At 70.7% G+C, this 20,892-nt stretch carries 17 protein-coding genes and 1 pseudogene; 8 read left to right on the top strand and 10 right to left on the bottom strand.

Annotated elements, in window-relative coordinates:
* Positions 1-51: 51 nt before the first annotated feature.
* The gene (locus OIE49_RS35170) at positions 52-1,635 is read right to left on the bottom strand and encodes a PfaD family polyunsaturated fatty acid/polyketide biosynthesis protein (protein ID WP_401738689.1); all 1,584 of its coding nucleotides are present in this window, start codon (positions 1,633-1,635) and stop codon (positions 52-54) included.
* A 41-nt stretch (positions 1,636-1,676) separates the two neighbouring features.
* Positions 1,677-2,867, bottom strand: coding sequence for an NAD-dependent epimerase/dehydratase family protein (locus tag OIE49_RS35175; RefSeq protein WP_326805837.1), 1,191 nt, complete (start codon positions 2,865-2,867; stop codon positions 1,677-1,679).
* A 618-nt stretch (positions 2,868-3,485) separates the two neighbouring features.
* Between OIE49_RS35175 and OIE49_RS35180 the strand changes: the two genes are divergently transcribed.
* Entirely contained in the window at positions 3,486-4,796 is a 1,311-nt protein-coding gene (locus OIE49_RS35180; RefSeq protein ID WP_326805838.1) for a wax ester/triacylglycerol synthase domain-containing protein, read from the top strand.
* A 90-nt stretch (positions 4,797-4,886) separates the two neighbouring features.
* Here OIE49_RS35180 and OIE49_RS35185 read toward each other — a convergent pair whose 3' ends face one another.
* Positions 4,887-6,263 (bottom strand): NAD(P)-binding domain-containing protein, encoded by a 1,377-nt coding sequence (locus OIE49_RS35185; protein ID WP_326805839.1) that lies wholly within the window; start codon positions 6,261-6,263, stop codon positions 4,887-4,889.
* 304 nt (positions 6,264-6,567) lie between these two features.
* On the opposite strand from OIE49_RS35185, the gene OIE49_RS35190 reads away from it, so the two are divergent.
* From OIE49_RS35190 to OIE49_RS35205, 4 genes are all read left to right on the top strand, one after another.
* Positions 6,568-7,182, top strand: a complete 615-nt coding sequence (locus OIE49_RS35190; RefSeq protein ID WP_326805840.1) for an ABC transporter ATP-binding protein — start codon at positions 6,568-6,570, stop codon at positions 7,180-7,182.
* Positions 7,179-7,994, top strand: coding sequence for an ABC transporter permease (locus OIE49_RS35195; RefSeq protein ID WP_326805841.1), 816 nt, complete (start codon positions 7,179-7,181; stop codon positions 7,992-7,994). Before OIE49_RS35190 ends, OIE49_RS35195 begins: the two co-directional genes overlap by 4 nt.
* A 44-nt stretch (positions 7,995-8,038) precedes the next feature.
* On the top strand, positions 8,039-8,560 hold the full coding sequence (locus OIE49_RS35200; RefSeq protein WP_326805842.1) for a hypothetical protein: 522 nt from the start codon (positions 8,039-8,041) through the stop codon (positions 8,558-8,560).
* 224 nt (positions 8,561-8,784) lie between these two features.
* The gene (locus tag OIE49_RS35205; RefSeq protein WP_326806424.1) at positions 8,785-9,438 is read left to right on the top strand and encodes a class I SAM-dependent methyltransferase; all 654 of its coding nucleotides are present in this window, start codon (positions 8,785-8,787) and stop codon (positions 9,436-9,438) included.
* A gap of 6 nt (positions 9,439-9,444) precedes the next feature.
* On the opposite strand, the pseudogene OIE49_RS35210 reads toward OIE49_RS35205, so the two are convergent.
* From OIE49_RS35210 to OIE49_RS35225, 4 genes and pseudogenes are all read right to left on the bottom strand, one after another.
* Positions 9,445-9,655 (bottom strand): annotated as a pseudogene (locus OIE49_RS35210) (transposase); the annotation flags it as partial.
* Between the two features lie 106 nt (positions 9,656-9,761).
* Positions 9,762-10,604, bottom strand: a complete 843-nt coding sequence (locus OIE49_RS35215; protein ID WP_326805843.1) for a phosphotransferase — start codon at positions 10,602-10,604, stop codon at positions 9,762-9,764.
* A 161-nt stretch (positions 10,605-10,765) separates the two neighbouring features.
* Entirely contained in the window at positions 10,766-12,037 is a 1,272-nt protein-coding gene (locus OIE49_RS35220) for an MFS transporter (RefSeq protein ID WP_326805844.1), read from the bottom strand.
* 2 nt (positions 12,038-12,039) lie between these two features.
* On the bottom strand, positions 12,040-12,642 hold the full coding sequence (locus OIE49_RS35225; protein WP_326805845.1) for a winged helix-turn-helix domain-containing protein: 603 nt from the start codon (positions 12,640-12,642) through the stop codon (positions 12,040-12,042).
* A gap of 133 nt (positions 12,643-12,775) precedes the next feature.
* On the opposite strand from OIE49_RS35225, the gene OIE49_RS35230 reads away from it, so the two are divergent.
* The gene (locus OIE49_RS35230) at positions 12,776-13,750 is read left to right on the top strand and encodes an ATP-binding cassette domain-containing protein (RefSeq protein WP_326805846.1); all 975 of its coding nucleotides are present in this window, start codon (positions 12,776-12,778) and stop codon (positions 13,748-13,750) included.
* Positions 13,747-14,508, top strand: a complete 762-nt coding sequence (locus OIE49_RS35235; RefSeq protein WP_326805847.1) for an ABC transporter permease — start codon at positions 13,747-13,749, stop codon at positions 14,506-14,508. Before OIE49_RS35230 ends, OIE49_RS35235 begins: the two co-directional genes overlap by 4 nt.
* On the opposite strand, the gene OIE49_RS35240 is transcribed toward OIE49_RS35235, so the two are convergent.
* The 3 genes from OIE49_RS35240 to OIE49_RS35250 all read right to left on the bottom strand — a co-directional run bounded on the left by OIE49_RS35240 (position 14,492) and on the right by OIE49_RS35250 (position 19,495).
* Positions 14,492-17,635, bottom strand: coding sequence for a BTAD domain-containing putative transcriptional regulator (locus tag OIE49_RS35240; protein WP_326805848.1), 3,144 nt, complete (start codon positions 17,633-17,635; stop codon positions 14,492-14,494). The two genes, OIE49_RS35235 and OIE49_RS35240, sit on opposite strands and share 17 nt — an antisense overlap.
* Before the next feature lie 81 nt (positions 17,636-17,716).
* Positions 17,717-18,535 carry an SAM-dependent methyltransferase gene (locus OIE49_RS35245; RefSeq protein WP_326805849.1) on the bottom strand — a complete coding sequence of 273 codons (819 nt, stop codon included), beginning with the start codon at positions 18,533-18,535 and terminating at the stop codon, positions 17,717-17,719.
* A gap of 201 nt (positions 18,536-18,736) precedes the next feature.
* Positions 18,737-19,495, bottom strand: coding sequence for a PIG-L deacetylase family protein (locus OIE49_RS35250; protein ID WP_326805850.1), 759 nt, complete (start codon positions 19,493-19,495; stop codon positions 18,737-18,739).
* 311 nt (positions 19,496-19,806) lie between these two features.
* Here OIE49_RS35250 and OIE49_RS35255 point away from each other — a divergent pair, with 311 nt between their 5' ends.
* Positions 19,807-20,829: an ADP-ribosylglycohydrolase family protein gene (locus OIE49_RS35255; protein WP_326805851.1), complete on the top strand. Its 1,023-nt coding sequence runs from the start codon at positions 19,807-19,809 to the stop codon at positions 20,827-20,829.
* The last annotated feature ends 63 nt before the right edge of the window (positions 20,830-20,892 follow it).

The raw sequence follows: 20,892 nt of genomic DNA on the forward strand, positions 1-20,892 counted from the left end.
CTCCTCGGGGATGGACGGCTGCTGCTGACGCCTTCGGGACTCGGGGGCCGCTCATGCCAGCCCGCACGGGGTGTAGGTGAACGCCTCGGACGGCAACGGGACTCCGTAGGTGCGCAGTTGATGGGCGCGGGTGAGCACCGCGGCGCCTTCGAGCAGGTTGAGCGCGATCTGCACCACGGACCGGTTCCCCGGTTCGGCGAGGAACGTGCCCGCGACCCAGCGGTTGAACGCGCCCATCGCCGGCCCGCACCAGATCTGGTAGTCGGCACGCCGCGCCGACTCGCCGCTGATCGCCCACCGGCTGGAACTGCCCAGGTACCAACGGAAGACCAGCGCCATACGGTGCTTGGGATCGGCCTCCGCACGCGTGATCTCCGAGGGGTCGCGCCGTTCCCAGAAAGCGCGCGTACGCTGCCAGACCTCGTCGAACGAGGCTCGCAGCACGTCCCGTTCGATCGCGACGCGCACGGCCGGCGGGATCTCCTCCAGCGAGCTGTGCGCCCGGTACGCGGCGTGGAGTCTGGCGGCCCGCTGGGCGAACATCGTTCCCCGGGACAGCACTTGCAGCGTGACTCCCAGTTCGAACATGTCCGCCGCCGGTGCCATGGCCACGTCGGCGACGTCGGCCTCGCAGAGCATCGCCTTGGCCTCGTCGGACAGGCCCGCCTCGACGGCGGTCTGGTTCACCGATCCGACGACGACGTAGGACGCGCCGAGGGCGAAGGCGGCGGCCACCGCGTCCGGAGTGCCCAGTCCGCCGGCCGCGCCGATCCTGACGGGCCGGGGGTAGCCGTACCGCCGGCAGAGCGCGTCGCGCAGCAGGACGATCCTCGGCAGCAGGGCCGACAACGGCCGGTTGTCGGTGTGACCTCCGCTGTCGGCCTCCACGGTGACGTCCTCGGCCACGGGGACCAGGGCCGCCAGAGCGGCCTCCTGCGGGTTCAGCTTGCCCTGGGCGACGAGCAGGTCGAGGAGCGCGGCCGGCGCGGGGGAGAGGAACCGCTCGGCCACCTCGGGCCGGGAGACCTTGGCGAGCATCCGCGTATGCCGGACGATCCCGCCGTCGGCGCCCCGGCGCAGACCCCGGGCCGAGCACAGTACGACGGCCGGGGTCAGCTCCATGAACGCCGACGCCGAGATCCGGGGCACGCCGCAGCGCAGCAGCAGCTCGGCGACGCGGAACTCCAGCGCGGGCTCGGCCGGTGAGTGGATGAGGTTCACGCCCCAGTTCGGACGGGACCGCAGTTCCTGCGCCAGCGCGTGCACGGCCTGCTCCACCTCGGCGTACGCCAGACCGCCGGCGCCGAAGAAGCCGAGCATCTCCGCCCGGGCCATCGCGGACACCATCCGCGTGGTCGCGATGCCGTTCGCCATCTCGCCCGCCACATAGGGGAAACGGACGCCGTGCGCCTCGCAGAAGGTGCGCCCGCCGAGCCATTCGGGGTACAGCGGCGGCAGCGTGCCGAGCACCTGTCCGTCGGGTCCGGGGCCGGTCGCGAGCCCCAGCTCACGGCCGCTCGGCCCGCTGACGACGTGTACGGGTTCCCGGATCCTTCGGGCACGGGCGGCGATCTCCTCCAGGGAGAAGGCCGGAGGGGACGCGACGGGGGCGTCAGGAGGGTAGAGCACGGGCACGAAGGGGCTCCAGCGGGGAGAGAGAAGGCGAGGTGCGCGGGTCAGGCGTACCGGGCGGACGGGAAGGCGGCCGTGGGCGTGGGCGACGGCCGGGCGGGAACCGGGTTTCTCGGGACCAGCCCGCACAACAGGTGGTCGAGGTCCACCGGCCGGGAGGCCGCCGACGGACCGAACAGGGCCCGGACCCTGGTGTCGTCGAAGCGCCGACAGTGGGCCAGATAGGCCGTGAGACCCGGGTAGAAATCCACCAGCGCCTCCAGCGCCGACAGATCGTCCGGCTTGGTGGCGACCAGGTCGATCGACAACCCGACCAGCCGCTCCAGCAGGGTCACGATCGTCGGCACCGGCACGTCGCGGTCATGGACGACGTGGTACGTGTCGACTCCGCCCGAGGGTGTCCGGTCGGCCAGCCGCACCATGACGTCGGCGGCGTGCTCCACCTGCAGCAGGTTCAGCCGGCCGTGCGGATGCCCCACCATGCGGACGCGGGGACGGCCGTCCGGGAGGCCGGCACTGTGCGGGCCGTCGGACCCGGCACCGCCGTTTCCAGGGCTCCCGGGACCGGCGGCGCGTCGCGCGTCGCGCAGGATCCGCTCGATGACCTGCAGCGGATGCGAGGGCAGTTCCGGGTGCGGCGGCAGATCCGTGACCAGGATGCTGGGCCGCAGCACCACGACCGGACGGCGGTGCTGCCGCGACCACGCGTGGATCAGCATCTCCGCCTCGTACTTGGAGCGCTCGTAGGTGTTCTCGAAGCCGTTCGCGTCGTCCAGCTCGTCCTCGTACGCCACCCCCTCACGCCGACTCCCGGCCACGAAGGCCGTACTCACGTGGTGGAGCACGGGTCTGTGGCGTCCGGCAGCGGCCAACTCCAGTACGTGCCGGGTTCCATCGACGTTGGTCCGGCGCAGCTCGGGAAGATCCCCCTCCAGGTTGATGCTGCCCGCGCTGTGCCAGATCGCGCCGAGCCCGTCGGCCAACTCCTGGAACGCGCGCCTGGACAGCCCCAGCCCGGGCTGCTCCAACTTGGTCTCCACCACCCGTAGTCGGCCGGGAAGTTCGGCGACGAACGGCTCGGGAGCGCCGGTCAGTTCGAAGAACCGGCTGATGCGGTGCACCGCGTCGCCCGACCCCGCGTGGGCCAGGACCGTCACCGACCGGTGTGTGCCGAGCAGACGGCGCAGCAGGCGCAGTCCGAGGAATCCGGTGGCGCCGGTGAGGGCGACGTGCATGACCTTGGCTCCAAGGGTTCCGAGAGGGACAGGACCACGACCGCGCGCGAGGGTGGTGAAGGCCGGGTCGCTGCGACGGCCTGGAGGCGGGACGCAGTCGACCGCCCCCACGGCGCGCAAGGGCACCGGCGGGCTCGGCCTGATGATCGCGGGGCAAGGCACACAGTGTCAGACGGCGGACGGCGACGGAGCTTTCGATCCCACCGGCTCACCTGAACGGATGACCTGGGCCATGGTCCGTGCGTATCCAGGACGTTCCTTCGAAGCGCCCGTCGCGATGGCAGGACGCCCGTCCGCAGCGACGCGACGAAGCGGCCGGGACCGAGCGGGCGACGGGAAGGCCTGTCCTCCTTTCGGATGATCTCGCCGGAGGCGGCGGAGAGGTGACGATGCGCGGCCCCGGGTGGTTCCGCCTCGCCGCCCGCGGGCGGTGCGGTGCGTCCAGCCCGGCGTGAGACGGAGGAGCCCGCGGTCCCGAGCGCCTACGGCCGCCCACCACGTGCGGATATAAACCGTGTTGATCCAGGCCGAGGTGACGCGTCCCGCGGTCGGTCGGGATGGCCGACCGCCCGACCTCGCCCCGCCTGCCCGTCCCTCGGCACGAATGGAAGTTCCCCGATGCCCGCGTCCGTCCCGTCCGATCCGTTGCCCGGTCTCCCCACCCACACGATCGACCGCGTCTTCCTCAGCATGGAACGCCGCCACCCCGACACCCGCTGGGACGCGGGCGGCGTCGCCTACCTGAGCGGCCCGCCCCCGAGCCTGGCGGACCTCCGCGCGTACGTGGGCTTCCGCCTGGGCCGGCTGCCCCTGCACACGAGCCGGATCCAGGGCGGCGGCTCTCGGCGCCCCCGGTGGCGGCCGGACGCGGACTTCAGCATCGACCACCACGTCCACGAGGTGGTCGCCGAAGGCCCCGAGGGCTGGGACACGGCCCTGCACACCTCGGTCAACGCGCCGTTCGCGCCCGGCACCTACTGGGGGCTCTGGCTGGTCCATGGCCATGCGCCCGACGAGTACGCCCTGTGCTACCGCTTCCGCCACGCCTGCCAGGACGGTTCGGCAGCCGCGATGACGTTCCGGGCCATCCTGGGCGAGGGGGAGGCCTCGGCCCGCCCGGTGCCGGCGAAGGGCCGCCCGGCCGGTCTGCCCCGGCGGGTGGGCACCGCCGTCGGGCTGGCGACGAAGTTCATTGCCGGCTCGCTCACCCTCCCCGGACGCCGTCCGGCCATCCCCTTCGTCCCCACCGGGGAGCGGCGACTGTGGCGGGGCCGGGTGTCGGCGGACGCCCTCCGCCGGATCGGTGCGGCACGTGGGGGATCGGCGCACGACGCCCATCTGGCCGCGCTCGGCGGGGCGTTGTCGGCCTGGTCCGCCAAGTCCGGTGTAGGGCTTCCCCGCGTGACGGTACTGCTGCCCGTCGACGCGCGCCGACCGGAGGAGGAACAGACCTGGGGCAACCGCTGTTTCGCCCTGCCGTTGGAACTGCCCGTGCGGGCCGCCCCGCAGCGCGGCACCCCGTCCCGGGACGGCGACTCGTCCCTGTGGCGGCTCGAGTACGTCATGGCGACGACCCGGAAACTGCGGGGCGACGCATGGCGGCAGGGTATTCAGGACCTCGTCCGCCACATGCCCGACCGCCCGACCGAGTGGTACCTGCGCAGGATGCTCTCCCCGGGCGTCACCCAGGTCATGGCCACGTCCATGCCGGTCGCCGACAAGGGCAGCCTGGGGACCACCCAGGTGACGGGCGTCGCCCTGCTGCCCCTGCTGGTGCCCGGACACCTCTTCGGAGTGGGCCTGTCGTTCTTCGGCAGCTCGGCCGAGGTGACCTTCGTGTCCGACCGGGCCCTGCCGTTCGGGGAGTTGCTCCCGGAACTGTGGGAGCAGGCCGTGGGTGAGCTGGAAGGGGCCTCGGCGCCCGAGTGAACGAACCGGCACCGGGGCCGAACTCAGTGCTCGGGTACGGTCCCGGTGCCAACCCTTCCTTCCAGAAGGCCACTTGGCGATCCCCAGGGCTCACACGACGTCGGCCGCCCGGGTGGTGCCGCTGACGCCGGGCAGGCTCGGCATGACGCCACGTGCGCGACGCCTGCCCGCTCGGCGCTCCCGGCGCAGGGTCCTTCGGTAGGAGCGGAAGTCGATCTCGATCCCGTGGCGGTAGGTGGACACGTACGTCGTGCCATGCCGGCGCCGCTCGCGCGCGATCGCCCGTGTCATGTCCGCCGGTGACGGCAGCGAGACCGCGCCCTCGATCAGTTCGGCGATCCATTCCGCCTGCGGTTCGAGCAGCGGGAAGGCCGCGCCGGAGGGCTGTGCGAGCCCCATGAAGTAGAGCCCCGGGATGCGGGGCGGGACGGTACGCAGATAGAGCTCGGTGCGGCCGTCCGGGGCGGCGAACAGGGACGGTTCCAGGAAGGGGAACGAGATGGCGTAGCCCGTCGCGTACACCACCGCGTCCACCTGTTCACGGCTGCCGTCCGTGAAGGCCGCCGTGGTCCTGCCGAAGGAGCGGAGACCGGGCTTCGGTGTGACCGCGCCCCGGGCCAGTTGGACGAGGAGTTCGTCGGAGGTGGAGGGGTGGCGGGCGAGCGGCCCGCGGTCCGGGGTGGGCAGCCCGTAGTGGGCCGGGGCACCGCGGGTGAGCCGCAGGAGGAGCCGCAACCCCGAGTCCTGCACGAATCGCGGGAGACCGGACAGCGGGCTCCACACCAGATGGTCCGCCGGACGGCCGAGCAGCATCTTGGGGAACACGTGCGCCGCGTCGCGCGCGGAGAGGAACGTCCGGGCCGCCGTGCGCGAGATCTCCGCCGCGATCTCGCACGCGGAGTTGCCCATGCCGATGACCAGCACCCGCAGACCGGCGTACGGGTCAGGGGTGCGGTAGTCGTGCGAGTGGATCGCGGTCCCCTCGAACTCCTCGGCACCGGGCACGGCGGGGGACGGGAGACGCGGGTCCCAGTGATGGCCGTTGGCCACCACCACCTCGCTGTAGCGCCGCGTCTCCTCGCCCGTGTCGCCGCGGCGCCGGCACACCACCTCCCAGCCGCCGTCGTCCAGGGGCCGCACCGAAGTGACCTTTGTGCCGCACACGATGTGGCGGTGCAGGCCGAACGACGTGGCGTAGTCCTCCAGGTAGGCCAGGACCTTGCTGTGGTGCGGAAAGACCGGGTAGCTCTCCGGCATGGCCAGGGAGGAGAACGACATGCTCTCCTTCGAGATGTTCGCGTGCAGTGACGCGTACACCCCCGACATGCCGTTGTCGTTGCCGTACCGCCAGAGTCCGCCGATGCCCGACCCGGCCTCGAAGCAGTCGAACGGAACGTCCCGGGAGGCGAAGACCCTGCTCGCCGCCAGGCCTGACGGGCCGGCGCCGATCACACATGTCCTCCGCATGACTGACCGACCTTTCTGGACCGGGGCGGAAACCCGGGCGGGCGGACCTGCCGGCCCCCCGGTCCGGGCGACGCTAGCCGCCCCGGTGACCCCGAACCCCCTTTCCGCCGGCGGAACCGCCGCACGCGTGACGCGGCGGGCGCCGGATTGACGCCGTGGGACGGAGCCGGGACCACGCCGTTTCCCTTGCTGCGGCTGCTCGTTGGGCACGGGCGGCCCGGTTCCGCCGCCGCTTCGGAAAGAGCCGGAAGACGCGGACCGGTTCCGCGGACAACCGGAAGACCTGGCACGACGGAGCAGCGCGATGGACGTCACAGATGTGCACCACTCCTACCGGCAGCACTCGGTTCTACGGGGCGTCGACCTCCGGCTGCGGGCCGGGGTGCTCGCCGGGATCGTGGGGGAGAACGGCGCCGGCAAGACGACGCTGCTGAAGATCCTCTCCGGTGAACTCAGGCCGGACCGGGGCTCGGTGCGCCACAGAGGCAGGTTCGGCTACTGCCCGCAGTCCGTGGTCCTGGACGACTCCTTCACCGTGCGTCAGCACCTCGACTTCTTCCGGCACGCCTTCGGACTCGCGGACCTGCGGCGGGCCGAGGAAGTGATGGAGACCCTGGACTTCACCGAGTACCTCGACCAGCGTGCGGGCCTCCTCAGCGGGGGCTCACGGCAGAAGCTGAACCTGACCCTCGCGCTCATGCACGACCCCGACGTGCTGCTGCTGGACGAGCCCTACCAGGGCTTCGACTGGGAGACGTATCTGCGCTTCTGGGAGTTGGCGACCGGGCTGCGCGACGCCGGACGCTCGGTGCTGGTCGTCTCGCACCTGGCGTACGACATCGACCGGCTGGACCAGTTGTGGCGCCTGGAGGACGGACGCCTGCACCGCCAGGACTACTGCGCGGAGGCGGCGGCATGAAGCGGCACTGGGCCCTGTTCACCACGGCCTCCCGGTACGCGCTGATCGGCCACGCCCGCAACCGGTTCGCGATGCTGCTGGTGGTGCTCTACATCCCCGTGTGGATCGCCCTGGCCTACGTGACCATTCCCGACCGGCCGGCGCCGTTCCGACTGCGTGCCACGGGCGAGGTGCTGACCCCGCCCGGCAACCATCTCACCCAGATCACGGGCGCGTTGAACGCGGTCACTCTGATCGCCGGGTTCATGATGTTCGCCGCCACCTTCACGGGCGGTGCCTTCGACCGGCGCCTGGCCATGGCGGGTTACCCGCGGCACCACCTGGTCCTCGCCAAGCTCTCCGCGCTCACCCTGGTCTGCGCCGCCGTCGCCGCGTACGCCACGGCCGCCGCCGGCTTCGCCTGGTCGCCCCGGCAGCCCCTCATGCTCACTGCCGCGCTGTTCTGCGCCGCTCTGACCTACGGCGCGCTCGGCGTGGTCTTCGGCTCGGTGCTCCGCCGCGAGGTGGAGGGCATGTTCGCCATCCTGATGATCAGCATCATCGACGTCGCCCTGCAGAACCCCCTCTCAAGCTCCGGTTCGGACAGTGCCGTTGTGTGCTTCCTGCCGTCGTACGGAGCCGTGCAGGCCAGTATGTCCGCGGCCTTCTCCACCGCGCCGGTGGCCCAGGGCCTCGTGATCCAGCTCCTCTGGCTGACGGGGGCGGCGCTGGCCGGGTTCATGGTCTTCCGCCGCCGTACCCGCGACGCGCTCCCACCGGAACGGGCCGCCGTGACCGCGGCGGCCAATGATCGTTCTGTAAGCGGGCGTTGAATCGTCCCGAACCATCACATTCTTTACGCAAGGAGCACACCCCCATGAGCCTGTCGCGTACCGTCCAGCGCACGGTCCTCACCACAGCCCTCCTGTCCGTCTCCGCGCTGGCCTTCCCGGCCTCCGCACAGGCGGCCCCGCTGCCGCCCGCGTGCCAGGAGGCACTGCTCACCACCCTCGACAAGTTCCCCGTCACGGACTTCACGGTCCCCGACAAGGTCCAGAACGCCATGCTGGTCGAGGTCATGAACCTGAGCGACGCCGACCAGAAGGCCATCACCCAGGAGGCTTGCGCGGCCTGGAACAACTGGGCCACCAAGAACGGCCAGGCGGTGGCCACGGACCTGGACACCCGCTACCGGAACGCCGCCGGACCCGTGTGCAACAAGTTCACCACCTCCGCCATCGGGACGATCAAGAAGTTCGCGCCGAACATCCCCGCCCAGACACGGGACTTGGAGAAGGTGGCCAAGAAGGTCTGGCAGAACAGCATGGAGAAGCTCTCGACGGAAGCCACCAACGCCGACTGCCGCAAGGCCTACAGCGGGGTCAAGGCCGGCTGGTAGCCAGCCCCGGCGGATGACACCCCCGCCCGCCGAGTGACGTTTCCGTCCGTCGCCCACTCCCGACGGCCTCAACCACCCGCACCGCCCCCGAGCCGCAGGCATCGGCACCGAGGCAGTGCTGTGGCCGCGGCGGTGGCCGACGGTACGGAAGCGCCGTTTGCTCGACGCTTGGCATGGCGAAGAGGTCATCAAGTTTGGGCTGTGAGTAGCCTGCGGGCGTGGGAATGGAATCTGATGGCTGGTTGGAAGACACGCGGACGTCCTATGACACCGTCGCCGGCAGCTATGCGGACCAGGTGCGCAACCTCCTGGACGAAACACCCGAGGAGCGCGCGATCCTAACGCTGTTCGCCGACCTGGTGAGTACCAGCGGCGGAGGGTCGGTCGCAGACGTGGGATGTGGCCCGGGGCGGATCACGGCTCACCTGCGCCAACTGGGCGTGGACGCGTTCGGGATCGACCTGTCGCCCGGGATGATCGAGGTGGCCCGACGTGACCACCCCGGTCTCCGGTTCGAACTCGGCTCCATGACGGACCTCGACCTCGGCGATGGCTCGATGGCCGGCCTGGTCGCCTGGTACTCGCTGATCCACGTCCCCGACGCGCAGATCGGCTCGGTCTTCAGGCACTTCCATCGAGTGCTGCAACCCGGCGGATCGTTGCTCATCGGCTTCCATGTCGGGGATGAGTCGAAGTTGAAGACGCAGGGCTATGGCGGCCACCCAATGAAGGTCCACGTCCATCGCCGCCGGCACGGTCAGATGATCGCCTGGCTCGACGATGCCGGCTTCACCATCGGCGAACACAGGACGCTCACCTCGGCCGAGAGCACCCTCGGAGGAATCATCCTCGCGCGCCGTCGGCCTGATACCCAGTAAGGTCCCTCAACCGGCAAGTCGGCGAAAACAGATGGGAGTGCAGGCCATGCCGGCAAACGCCAGGAAGTGGCCGGCCTTGCGTTCGTAGCGGCGGTGCAGTCGGCGACAGCCTGCCAGCCGCGCCGGCGGTCCGCTCCACGGTCCAACGGTGTCGACCCAGCCGCTGAGAGGACTCAACGCCCTTGCGGGCAATGCGCGGGGTGAGGTTTCGGGACCGGAGCCATCGGTGCAGGTGCCGGCCGAGTTCGACGGCTGCGCCGTGTCGGGTTGCCGCACACGACGCAGCGGATCGGGACCGGCCCAGCAGCCCCTGTGTTTCGAGTTCAGCCAGGTCCGCAGCGATCAAGTGCGGCGCGAAGCCGGTTGAGGCCCTCCACTCTCCAGTGGTCCCGGTCGGGCATCTGGTCGTCTCGGCGCCAGCGCCAGGCCGAGAACAGCGCCCAGTTCAGGGCGCGGCACCGGTGAAGCAGGGCGTGGTCAGCCCCCGCATAGTGCTGCCCCACTTCTTCGGGCGCATGGGCGAGGTCGAACTCGACCGGCCCACGGCAGCACGTGGCGAGGTCCACGAACAGCGGCCCTCTCCTCGTGTTGAGGAGGTTGCCCGGATGCGGCTCGCCATGCAGCAGCTGGTCGCGGGACTTGTCGGTGCTGATCGCAGCGGTCAGACCGCTGAGCGTGCCGCTGAGGAGTTCCCGGTCAGGCTCGGGCAGCTCGGGGGACCGCTCCCGGGCGTTCACCTCTCTCAGTGCCACGGCGACTCGATCGGTGAAATGCGGTGCGTCCGGATCGAGCTGCCGCAGGGCGGCATGGTGCCGCATGAGCACGTCCGCGTAGTCGGCCGGCGCGATCTCCGATCCCACAGGTTCGTAGTAGGTCCAGAGCGAGATGGCGAAGGCATCACGTACATGGACTCGGGGGACGACCCGAGGATCGAGCTCAGCCACGGGTGCGTCGATGGCGGCGAGACGGTGAGCAACCTCTACTTCGAACTCGGAATCAGCCAGATGCCCCGAAGGCGCGACCCGAGCCAGAACATCGCAAGGGACCAGGCGCAGCGCGACGCGGTCCGAGTTGTGGATGACGACCACATCGTCGACCTGAAGGCCCAGCTCCACAGCGGTCGCCCGTCCCGCCTCAACCGCGCGGCGGAGTTCCCATGGCTCCATGACGTCCTCCCTCGTTGCTGGGTACACATACACGTCTGAGGGCAACTGGGGCGAAGGGATTCCCAACCGCCTGCCGGACAGTCCGCTTCATGAAAGCGCGCGGTTGACGCATCAGCTACTGCAGATCACCGACTCCGACCGGCAGTCCGTGAGCGGTGACGTCACGCGCGGTGCGGTGGCGATGCTTCCGGTGTCGCTTCGCCTGCCGCTTCGCCGAGCTCCTGCGCCAGTGGCGACTGGACGCCTGCCCCGGTCGGCCGGTGGGTGGGGCGGGTGGCCAGGTAGAGCGCCGCGGCGGCCATCAGGACCGCCATCACGGCGAGTATGGCGCGATAGTCCACCAGCGCGATCAACGCGGCTCCCGCGGCGATGGCCCCGGTCTGCGGTACTCCTATCAGCACGCTCAACGCGGCATCGGTCCGCCCCATCAGAGAGGCGGGCGTGCGCCGTTGGAAGAGGGTCATGACGCCCGCAACGATCAAAGGCAGGCTGGCGCCGATGAGTGCGGTGCCCGGCGCGACCGCGAGCAGAGATGGGGCGGCACTCAGGGAAAAGCCCGCGGCGGCGCAGGCCAGGCCGAGCGTCACGGTCCGCGCTTCGCCCGCACGCCGCATGAACACCGCCGCGGCCACCCCGGCCGCTATGGCACCGACACCTTCCAAGGAGCTGAGGACGCCGAGGAAGGGTGGTGGGCGGTGCAGCCCCAGATCGACAACGGCAAAGAGCACCGACTCGGAGAAACCGAAGGCGACGACGGCGAGCACCGCGGCGACGGTCGACTGACGCAGGGCGGGGGTCCGCGCGATGTAGCGGAAACCGGCGGCGATCCGGGCGCCGGTATCCTCTTGCCGCGCCGGCTGCGGGCGTTCCTCCCGCTGCCGGATCAGTGCGATGAGCAGGGCCGCGAGAGCGAAGGTCGCCGCGTCGCCCACCACCAGCGGACCCAGGCCGAATGCGGACAGCACGCCTGCCCCCAGGAGAGGCGCAATCAGGCGCAGGCCCTGCAGCAGGGTCTGCAGGAGGCCGTTGGCATCGCCCAAGTGCTCCGGTGGGATCAACGTCTGGGTGAGCGCGGTCATGGCCGAGCCGGTGGCGCCGCTGCCCAGCCCGTACAGAGCCATGACGACATAACAGACCCAGATGCTGTGGCGGTCGTGCACCAGGAGCAGCGGCAGGACCAGCACCGTGGAGGCCAGGTTCAGGACGATCAGCAGCGGCCGACGCCGTGCCCGGTCGACCAGGGCACCGCCCAGGGGTGCGCCCAGAGTGCCGAGGATGAAGGCGAAGAAGACCAGTCCGGCGGCGGAGTTGCTGCCGGTGAGCTCCTTGACCCGGATGCCGAGGGCGATCCACAGGGCATTGCTCCCGGCCATGTCGATCAGCCTGGCGGCGACGAGCAGGCGGATGTCCCGGCGAGCGAGGAGGGCACGCACGGTCAGTCCTCCTGGGTGTGCAAGGCGTCGGCGGGGAAAGTGAACTGGATCAGCTCCATGGCAACAGCGCCCTCGGGCCGCAGCGACGGATCCTCAAGGCGCTCGCGATAGCGGAAGAGCAGGGCGGTCAGCTCCGCCTTGAAGGTCTCGGCTTCCTCGGGGGTCAGATAGAAGACCGACTCGGCAGCACTGGTGATCTTGTTCCAATGCTCGGGGAACGCGTAGCGCATCGCGCCGATCTTGCGGATTCGTTCCAGCCAGGAGTCCCACAGCACGGCGCTGAGCGCTGCCGCGGCGATCGCCCCCGCCGGATCGGACTCGTCGATCGTGAAGCCGATGTGAGCACGCCGCCACGGGCGACTGCGACCCGTGCCGCCTCCCGCCTCCTCGACGAAGCCGTACTTCGCCAGCGTGCGCAGATGGAAGGCGCAGTTCGTCGGGGACTCTCCCACCACCTCGGCGGCCTCGGTCGCGGTCAGCGGCTCGCGCCGACCCAGAGCTTCGAGCAGGGCCAGGCGGGTGGGATGCGCGACGGCCCGCATGGCCTTCGGGTCGGTGAGCTTGCGGTGCTCACGCGGAGCAGCGTCCCCGGTTTCGAAAGACATGTTTCGAGACTCTACGCTCGAAACATGTCTTTCGAAAGGGTCGGGCCGTGCCTGTGCACGGTGGAACGCCGTGTCAGTGGTCGTGTCAGGGGCGTGACAGGCGGGTGACTGGGCCGGCGGGGACCGTGAGGGCATGAATAGTGCGGCGATCGCAGTTTCAGGGCTGCGGAAGGCATACGGCGACAAGGTCGTGCTCGACGGCATCGACTTCGAGGTTGCCGCGGGATCGGTGTTCTCCCTGCTCGGCCCGAACGGAGCCGGCAAGACGACGACGGTGAACGTCCTCACGACGTTGATGCGAGCCGACGAGGGGACGGTGCGCGTCGCCGGGCACGACGTGGTGACCGCGACCAAGCAGGTGCGCGCGGCCATCGGTGTGACCGGTCAGTTCGCCGCGGTGGACGAACTGCTGTCGGGCCGGGAGAACCTTCAGATGATGGCGGACCTGAAGCGCGTGCGCTCGGGTGGCCGTGTGGTCGCGGGACTGCTGGAGCGGTTCGACCTGGGGGAGTCGGCGGACAAGCCGGCGTCGGCCTACTCCGGCGGTATGCGCCGGAAGCTGGACCTGGCGATGACGCTGGTCGGCAACCCGCGGATCATCTTCCTGGACGAGCCGACGACGGGTCTCGACCCGCGCAGCCGGCGCACGATGTGGGGGATCGTCCGCGAGTTGGTGGCCGACGGCACGACCATCTTCCTCACCACCCAGTACCTCGAGGAAGCCGACCAGCTCGCCGACCGGATCGCGGTGCTCGACCAGGGCCACCTGGTCGCTCAGGGCACCCCCGAGGAACTCAAGCGCCAGGCCCCCGGCAGCCACGTCCGGCTCCGCTTCACCGGCCTCCACGAACTCGACGCGGCAGCACGGATTTTGGCCGGCTCCACACGGGACGACCAGGAACTGACCCTGCGCGTTCCCAGCGACGGCGGTTCGAAGTCGTTGCGGGCCCTGCTGCACACGCTCGACGAACACACGATCAACGCCGCCGAGTTCTCCGTGCACACCCCGGACCTCGATGACGTCTTCCTCGCCCTGACGGGGCGCACGCGCACGAGCGCCGACACGAGCACCCACACGAGCACGAGCACGGAGGCGATCGCGAAATGAGTACTGTTCCCACGGCGTTCGGCGACGCGGCCATCATGCTGCGCCGCAACTTCAAGCACACCGCCCGCAATCCGGTCACGGTGTTCCAGGCAGTCCTGTTTCCCATCGTGATGATGCTCATGTTCGTCTACGTCTTCGGCGGCGCCTTCAAAGTCGAGGGGAAATACGTCGACTACGCGGTGCCGGGCCTGATCGTGATGGCCATCACCTACGGGCTGGGGCCGACCGCGGCGGCCGTGAACGGCGACATGACGAAGGGCATCATCAACCGGTTCAAGGCCATGGACGTCTCTCACGGCGCCGTGCTGGCCGGACATGTCGTCTCCACGACGGTGCGCAGCCTGATCGCCGACGCGGCCATCATCGGCGTCGGCTTCGCGATGGGTTTCCGCCCGCACGCGAGCTTCCTCCAGTGGCTGGCCGCGATCGGCATCATGGTGCTGCTCGCCTTCGCGACCAGCTGGCTCACGGTCGCCATGGGCCTGGGCGCGAAGACCGCGGAGTCGGCGGGCCTGGCCACCGTACCGCTGATCATGCTGCCGTTCCTGAGCAGCGCGTTCGTGCCCGCCGACACGATGGGGACCGGCGTGCGGCAGTTCGCGGAGTACCAGCCCTTCACCCCGATCATCGAGACGCTGCGCGGACTGCTGACGGGCAACCCGTCGAGCGGCGACGCGTTCGCGGCCCTCGCCTGGTGCGTCGGGCTCGGCCTCCTCGGATACGTGTGGGCGGTCTCCGCGTTCAGGAAGCGAGCGTGACCTCGACCAGCTGAGACCAGTCGGCCCGCGACCCCTCCCTGGCCGCCTCGGCGAACTTCTCGTCGCCGAGGCGGCTCAGCGCGCTCTGCTCGATCCGGGCCACGTCCGGGTGGGAGCGGTCCGGCAGCCCACGCACGCCCGCGCTCGCCGCGAGCAGCCGCGCCGCCTGCTCGTGCTCGTCACGGCGCAGCGCCAGGTCCGCGACCCCGACGAGCACTCCCGCGACCAACGGCGCGTGCCCCGTCTCGGCCGCTGCCTCGCAGGCCGCCGCGCGATGCGCCCGCGCCTCGCGGAGATCGTCGGCGAGGTAGCCGAGCAGGTCGTGCCTCACCGCGCGGATGTGCGCCCGCTCCGCCTCGTCGCCCAGTATCGCCGTCGCGGCACCGAGTTGCCTGCGCGCCTCTTCCGCATCGCCGCCCCACCGGGCGAGTTCCGCCTTGGCGAGGGCCAACTCGGCCAGCGCGTCGGGCCAGGTGACGCGCTCCGCGCACCGCTGCGCCTCGGCGATCGCGGCCGCGCAGGCGTCCTCGTCGCCCAGCAGCCAGTACAACTGCGCCTGCCGCGACCGCATGCGGATGACGTCCTCCGTGGCACCGACCTCGGTGACGACCGCGGCCGCCCGCTCGTAGTGCTCGCACGCGGCCGCGAACTCGCCGCGCGCGGCGATCCGGTCCGCCAGCTCCGTCAGCGCGAACGAGATCCCGAACCGCTCACCGAGCACCCGGAACTCGGCGAGCGCCGTCTCCAGGTACGCGTCCGCGTCCTGGCCGCCCTGTCCGAGCACGATCCGCATCTTGCCCAGATGCAGCCGGGCCAGCGCGCGTACCCAGGGGTCCTCGTCGTCGAGCAGCGGTTCGAACGCGGACAGGACCGCGTCCGGCGTGCGCACCATCCGTTCCAGCACCGCCACGAACCCAAGGGTCGGATGGCTGCCCGTACTGCGCCGGCTGAACCGGTACGCCTTGCGGATCCACTCCGCCGTCTGGTGGGCGTCGCCCCGCCCGGAGCTCATGAAGTGCACGACAAGTCCGTACACCATGGCCCGTACGTCGTCGGTCACCTCGCCGGGCGTCCTGGTGGCCGCGGTGATCAGCTCCAGGCCCTCGGCCTTGTGACCGCTGAGCCACCAGTACCAGCCGGCGCCCGCCGCCAGCCGCATCGCCGCCTGCGCCTCACCCGCCGCGAGCGCGCCACGCATCGCGGAACCGATGTTGTCGTGCTCGGCCCCGAGCCTGGCGAGCCACTCCAGTTGCTCGGCGCGGCGCAGGTGCGGCTCCGCGGTCTCGGCGAGTTCGGTGAAGCAGGCGAGATGCGCGTGACGCGCCCGGTCCGATTCACCCGCGTCCGCGAGCCGCCGGCCGGCGTACTCCTTGATCGTGCCGAGCATGCGGTAGCGCGGCGCGCTGTCGTCCTCGGTGACCAGCAGCGACTTCTCGGTCAGTGCGGTGAGCAGATCGAGCACCTGGTCCCGCTCGACCGCGTCGCCCGCGCAGACCTGTTCGGCGGCTTCCAGACTCGCCCCGCCGGAGAACACCGAGAGCCTGCGCAGGACCGTCCGCTCGGCCTCGGTGAGCAGCTCCCAGCTCCAGTCGACCACCGCGCGCAGCGTCTTGTGCCGCGGCAGCGCGGTACGGCTGCCACTGGTCAGCAGGCGGAACCGGTCGTCGAGCCGGGTGGCCAGCTGGTCGATGGACATGGTGCGCAGCCGGGCCGCGGCCAGCTCGATCGCCAGCGGCATCCCGTCCAGGGCCCGGCAGACACGTACCGTCGTCGCCAACGTGGGGGAGTCGGCCGCGAGATCGCGGCGCACCGCCCCGGCCCGGTCCCGAAGCAGCCGGACGGCGGGTGAGGACTCGATCTCCTCCGGGCCCGCGTCCTCGCGCGGCAGGGCAAGTGGCTCGACCAGCCACAGCGCCTCCCCGGTGATGCCGAGCGGTTCCCGGCTCGTCGCCAGGATCCGCAGCCGCCGGCACTCTCCGAGCACCCGGTGGGCGAACACCGCCGCCGACTCGATCACGTGCTCGCAGTTGTCCAGGATCAGCAGCGCCTCGCGCTCGCGGACCGCGGCGATGAGCCGGTCCGTCAGTTCCGTGTTCGGGGCCCCGCCGAGCAGGGCGTCGCGCAGGCTCAGCCCGGCGAGCGCCGACTGCGCCACGTCGCCGTCCGAGCCGATGGCCGCGAGCTCCACCAGCCAGGCCCCGTCGGGCAGTTCGCCGAGCAGCGTGCGCGCGGTCTCCGTGGCCAACCGGGTCTTTCCCGAGCCGCCCGGCCCGATCACGGTGGTGAGCCGGTGCCCGGCCATGAGCTCACGGACCGCGGCGACATCGGCGTCCCTGCCGACGAAAGACGTCAGCTCTGCGCGCAGGTTGGTCCTGCGACTTGTTTCCCGCTGTCCCAATTCGCCCCGCAACAGGGCGAGATGCAGCGCGGACAGCTCCGCAGAGGGATCGACGCCGAGTGTGTCGGCGAGGGCCTCCCTCGCGCGCTGGTACACCAGCAGCGCCTCGCTGTCGCGACCGGCCGCGACCAGCGCACGCATCAGCGCGGCTACGAGCCGCTCCCGCTCCGGGTGCGCGGCCACCAGGTCGGTCAGCTCCGTGACCATCTCCGCGCCGCGTCCGACGGCGACCTCCGCGTCGACCCGTTCCTCCGTGGCGGTCAGGCGCAACCCCTCGAGCCGGACGACCGCGGCGTCGAACGCGGCGCTGTCCTGCAGACCGACGTCCTGCATGGCCGCACCACGCCACAGTTCGAGGGCCTCGCGCAGCAGCGGCACGCGACGGGAGGCGTCCTCGGCGCGGGCCTGGCCTGCCACGACGAGACGTTCGAACCGCACTGCGTCGACGGCGTCGGGCTCCACCGGCAACCGGTACCCGTCCGTCTGCCCCTCGACCACCCCGCCCGGCAGCACCTTCCGCAGCCGGGACACCAGGCGCTGCAGGGCGTTCGTCGCGTCGGCGGGCGGGCGCTCACCCCAGATCCAGTCGATGAGCGATGTCTTCGGGACCACGTGACCCGGCCTGAGCGCGAGGGCGACCAGCAGTCCGCGCAACCGCGCGCCCGGCACGTCGACCAGGAGGCCGTCGTCCGTGCGAACCTCCAGTGGACCCAGCATCCCGATCTGCACCCGCTGATTTTGCCACGGACGTTCGACGGGCATCTCCGAGGCGACAACGCCCCCCGGACCGAGCCGTACGCGGAAGCGAGGCTAGGCCTTGCGGGCCAGCCCGGCGGCGATGAGACGCTCCCAGACAGTGAGCTCCCGTTCGCCGCTGCCGCTCCACGGGCCCTCCACCGTGCCGGGACGCCACAGGGGAGCGGGAACGATCCCGGGTTCGAGGATCTCCAGGCCGTCCAGCAGGGTTTCGATCTCCTCGTCGGTGCGCCACCGGCCGCGCCCGAAGGTCTGCTGGAGGACCTTCTCGGCCTCCGCCGTCTCCGGGTTGTTGCCGGAACGGAAGTGGCTGACGAAGAAGTAGCTCCCCGAGGGCACCTGGTCCCGCCAGTAGCGGACGATTCCAGCCGGGTCCTCCTCGTCGTTGACGTGGTGGAGGATGGCGCTGAACATGACGGCGACGGGGCGATCGAAGTCGATCAGCTCCAGGGTGTCCGGGTGGGTACGGATGGCCTCCGGATTCCGTACGTCGACCGGGACGACCCGGGTCCGCTCGTTCTCCTCCAGCAACGCCCGCCCGTGGACCAGCACTTGGGGGTCGGTGTCGACATATACGACCCGGGACTCCTGAGCATGGCGCTGCGCGACCTGGTGGACGTTGTCGGCAGTCGGAAGACCACTGCCCAGGTCGATGAACTGCCGTACCGCGGTGGTCGTGACGATCTCCTCGACCGCCCGGGTCAGCGCCGCACGGTTGGCGAAGGCGATGGCCACCGACCCGGGAAGGTCACGTTTGAACACGTCGCCGATCTTCCGGTCCACGGCGTAGTTGTCCTTGCCGCCGAGCAGGTAGTCGTAGACGCGGGCGATGCTGGGCTTGCTGGAGTCGATGGAGGAGCCGTCAACCGTCATGACGACCATCCTGCCCCCAACGCCACCCGCTCACCACGACTTTCGGTCGGCAGGCGACACAGTGATCAGCGAGGCCCGGTTGCGCCAAGCGGAGTGGGAGGACCACCGGGGACCCTCCAGCTCCAGCCGACCGACAGCGGCATGCCGGCGCCCGAGTCGGGAGGCGATGCCCGCCGTCGTCCTCGCGGAGGGGGCCGTGTGTCAGGCGGTCAGTTCCGTCTGTGGCGGCACTGCCGCAACCGGGACATGGCGGATGTACCACTCGGTGGCGAAGAAGCGCTTCCGTTCATCCGGCGAGAGGCCGGCGATCACGCCCGGGAGGGCTCCCCTCTCCACCTCGGAGCGGTGGGCCAGCACCGCGGCGATCTTCTGCTCCATCCAAGGGCCGACATCGACAGTCGCGGTGACGTGTTCGTCCGGAACGCTGAACCTCGCCTTGCGCGCGCCGATCACGTCTCTCAGCGCCGGCACGGCCGAGCGCGGGTGCGTGGCCAGGTACAGGGCGCGCGGCCGCCAGGGGGTACCGGTATCCGGGTAGAGCTGCCCCAGTCCGGCCGCTTGGGCGGCGAGCACGGTCACCCGGTGGGTGTGGACGTGATCCGGGTGGCCGGGCAGCCCGCCGTACGCGTCATGAGTGACCATGATGTCCGGGCGGAACTCACGGATGTGCGCCACCAGCCCCCGCACCGCCTCGTCCAGCGGCGCATCACAGAACCGCGGGCAGCCCGGGGCCGACCGCGGTACACGCGCATCGGCGAAGCCGAGCATGCGCGGGCTGCCGGCGCCGAGGATCCGGAGCGCCTCGGCCAACTCCCCGGCCCGCGGGGTGCCTGCGCCCCAGGTCGCGGTGACGACCGCGGTCCGCGCGCCCGCGGCCGCGTGACGCGCGAGCACCCCGCCTGCCGACAAGGACTCGTCGTCCGGGTGGGCGAAAACCGCGAGCAGGCTCGGCACGGGCATGGACGGACCACCTTCCGGTGCGAAGAAAGCCTGACTTTATGTCACATACGGGCCCTGCGGGCGAAGCGTTGTCCCCCCGCAGGAGATACGCGCAAGTGAGCTCCCCGAGGTGACGGTCTCCAGTCGCCGGATCCGTAGCGTTCCAGGCGGTCGCGGCACTCAAGTGGCGGATTACGCCGAGGAGTTCTCACGAGGAGGGTCTGGTAGCTGTTGGTCGACGGCCACGGTGCGGCCCGTGGGGCGAGCTTGTAAGAAGCCCCTCACCCCGCTTATGGTCTTCTTGACGATAAGCGAGGGAAGGGGCTTCCTGCATGACCGCGAATACGGTGGGCAAGCGCGCCGCGACCGGAGCACTGATCGGGCTTGCCCTCGGCGACGCTCTCGGTTTTCCGACCGAGTTCAACGACGTGCCCTCGATTCTCGCCAAGTGCGGCCCCTGGCGGGAAATGGAACTGCCGAAGCGCGCGATCGTCTCCGACGACACGCAGATGACCCTCGCCCTCGGCCGCGGGCTCAGGACCGCCATGGACCGGGGCCTGCTCACCCCGAAGCGGCTGGAGCGACCGCTGCGGGAGGAGTTCGTCGACTGGTACCAGTCGCCGGAGAACAACCGGGCCCCGGGCAGAACCTGCCTGACCGCCTGCAATCTGCTGAAGGCGGAGGGACGGGTCTGGCAGGAGGCCAGCCAGATCGGCTCGAAGGGCTGCGGCGCCAACATGCGAGTGGCCCCCATCGGGCTCGCCCCCGGACTCAGCGACGAACAGCGCGCCGGTGCCGCCCAGTTGCAGTCCGCGCTCACCCATGGTCACCCGACAGCCCTGGCAGCCTCGGACCTCACCGCGCATGCGGTACGCCTGCTCGCTCAGGGCACCGACCCCGCGGGACTCGTCGGCCTGCTGCGGTCGTACGCCGAAGACAACCGCACCCGCTACCACCACACCTGGCTCGGAGACCTGTGGACCCGCTCCCAGGATCCGACCCCCGAGCACTTCATCGCGCGCGGCTGGGACGAGTGCCTGGAGATACTCGGACAGCTCCAGGAGGCTGTGCGCACCGTCTCCCCGGAAACCGACCCGTGCCTGGCCACGGGCGCGGGCTGGGTCGCCGAGGAGGCCTTCGCCACCGGCCTGCTGTGCTTTCTGCTCTTCCCCGACGAACCTGTCACCGCCCTGCGCCGTGCCGCCTGTTCCTCCGGCGACTCGGACTCCATCGCCTGCCTCACCGGCGCCTTCGCGGGCGCCTGGCTGGGCACGGACGCCTGGCCCGCCCCGTGGGCGGACCGGATCGAGTACCGGGCCGACCTGCTCGCCCTGGGAGAACTCTGGGACGCGTAGGTTCTGCTGGAGCGCACGAGGACACATGACCCTTCGGCGTCCCTCGATGGTCGACGGAACGTT

This window comes from Streptomyces sp. NBC_01788, assembly GCF_035917575.1.
In the GTDB taxonomy this organism is placed as follows: domain Bacteria; phylum Actinomycetota; class Actinomycetes; order Streptomycetales; family Streptomycetaceae; genus Streptomyces.

Coding starts and splice junctions, on each gene's coding strand:
- OIE49_RS35175 (WP_326805837.1), bottom strand. CDS start 2,867: ATGCACGTCGCCCTCACCGGCGCCACCGGATTCCTCGGACTGCGCCTG.
- OIE49_RS35180 (WP_326805838.1), top strand. CDS start 3,486: ATGCCCGCGTCCGTCCCGTCCGATCCGTTGCCCGGTCTCCCCACCCAC.
- OIE49_RS35185 (WP_326805839.1), bottom strand. CDS start 6,263: ATGCGGAGGACATGTGTGATCGGCGCCGGCCCGTCAGGCCTGGCGGCG.
- OIE49_RS35190 (WP_326805840.1), top strand. CDS start 6,568: ATGGACGTCACAGATGTGCACCACTCCTACCGGCAGCACTCGGTTCTA.
- OIE49_RS35195 (WP_326805841.1), top strand. CDS start 7,179: ATGAAGCGGCACTGGGCCCTGTTCACCACGGCCTCCCGGTACGCGCTG.
- OIE49_RS35200 (WP_326805842.1), top strand. CDS start 8,039: ATGAGCCTGTCGCGTACCGTCCAGCGCACGGTCCTCACCACAGCCCTC.
- OIE49_RS35205 (WP_326806424.1), top strand. CDS start 8,785: ATGGAATCTGATGGCTGGTTGGAAGACACGCGGACGTCCTATGACACC.
- OIE49_RS35215 (WP_326805843.1), bottom strand. CDS start 10,604: ATGGAGCCATGGGAACTCCGCCGCGCGGTTGAGGCGGGACGGGCGACC.
- OIE49_RS35225 (WP_326805845.1), bottom strand. CDS start 12,642: ATGTCTTTCGAAACCGGGGACGCTGCTCCGCGTGAGCACCGCAAGCTC.
- OIE49_RS35230 (WP_326805846.1), top strand. CDS start 12,776: ATGAATAGTGCGGCGATCGCAGTTTCAGGGCTGCGGAAGGCATACGGC.
- OIE49_RS35235 (WP_326805847.1), top strand. CDS start 13,747: ATGAGTACTGTTCCCACGGCGTTCGGCGACGCGGCCATCATGCTGCGC.
- OIE49_RS35245 (WP_326805849.1), bottom strand. CDS start 18,535: ATGACGGTTGACGGCTCCTCCATCGACTCCAGCAAGCCCAGCATCGCC.
- OIE49_RS35250 (WP_326805850.1), bottom strand. CDS start 19,495: ATGCCCGTGCCGAGCCTGCTCGCGGTTTTCGCCCACCCGGACGACGAG.
- OIE49_RS35255 (WP_326805851.1), top strand. CDS start 19,807: ATGACCGCGAATACGGTGGGCAAGCGCGCCGCGACCGGAGCACTGATC.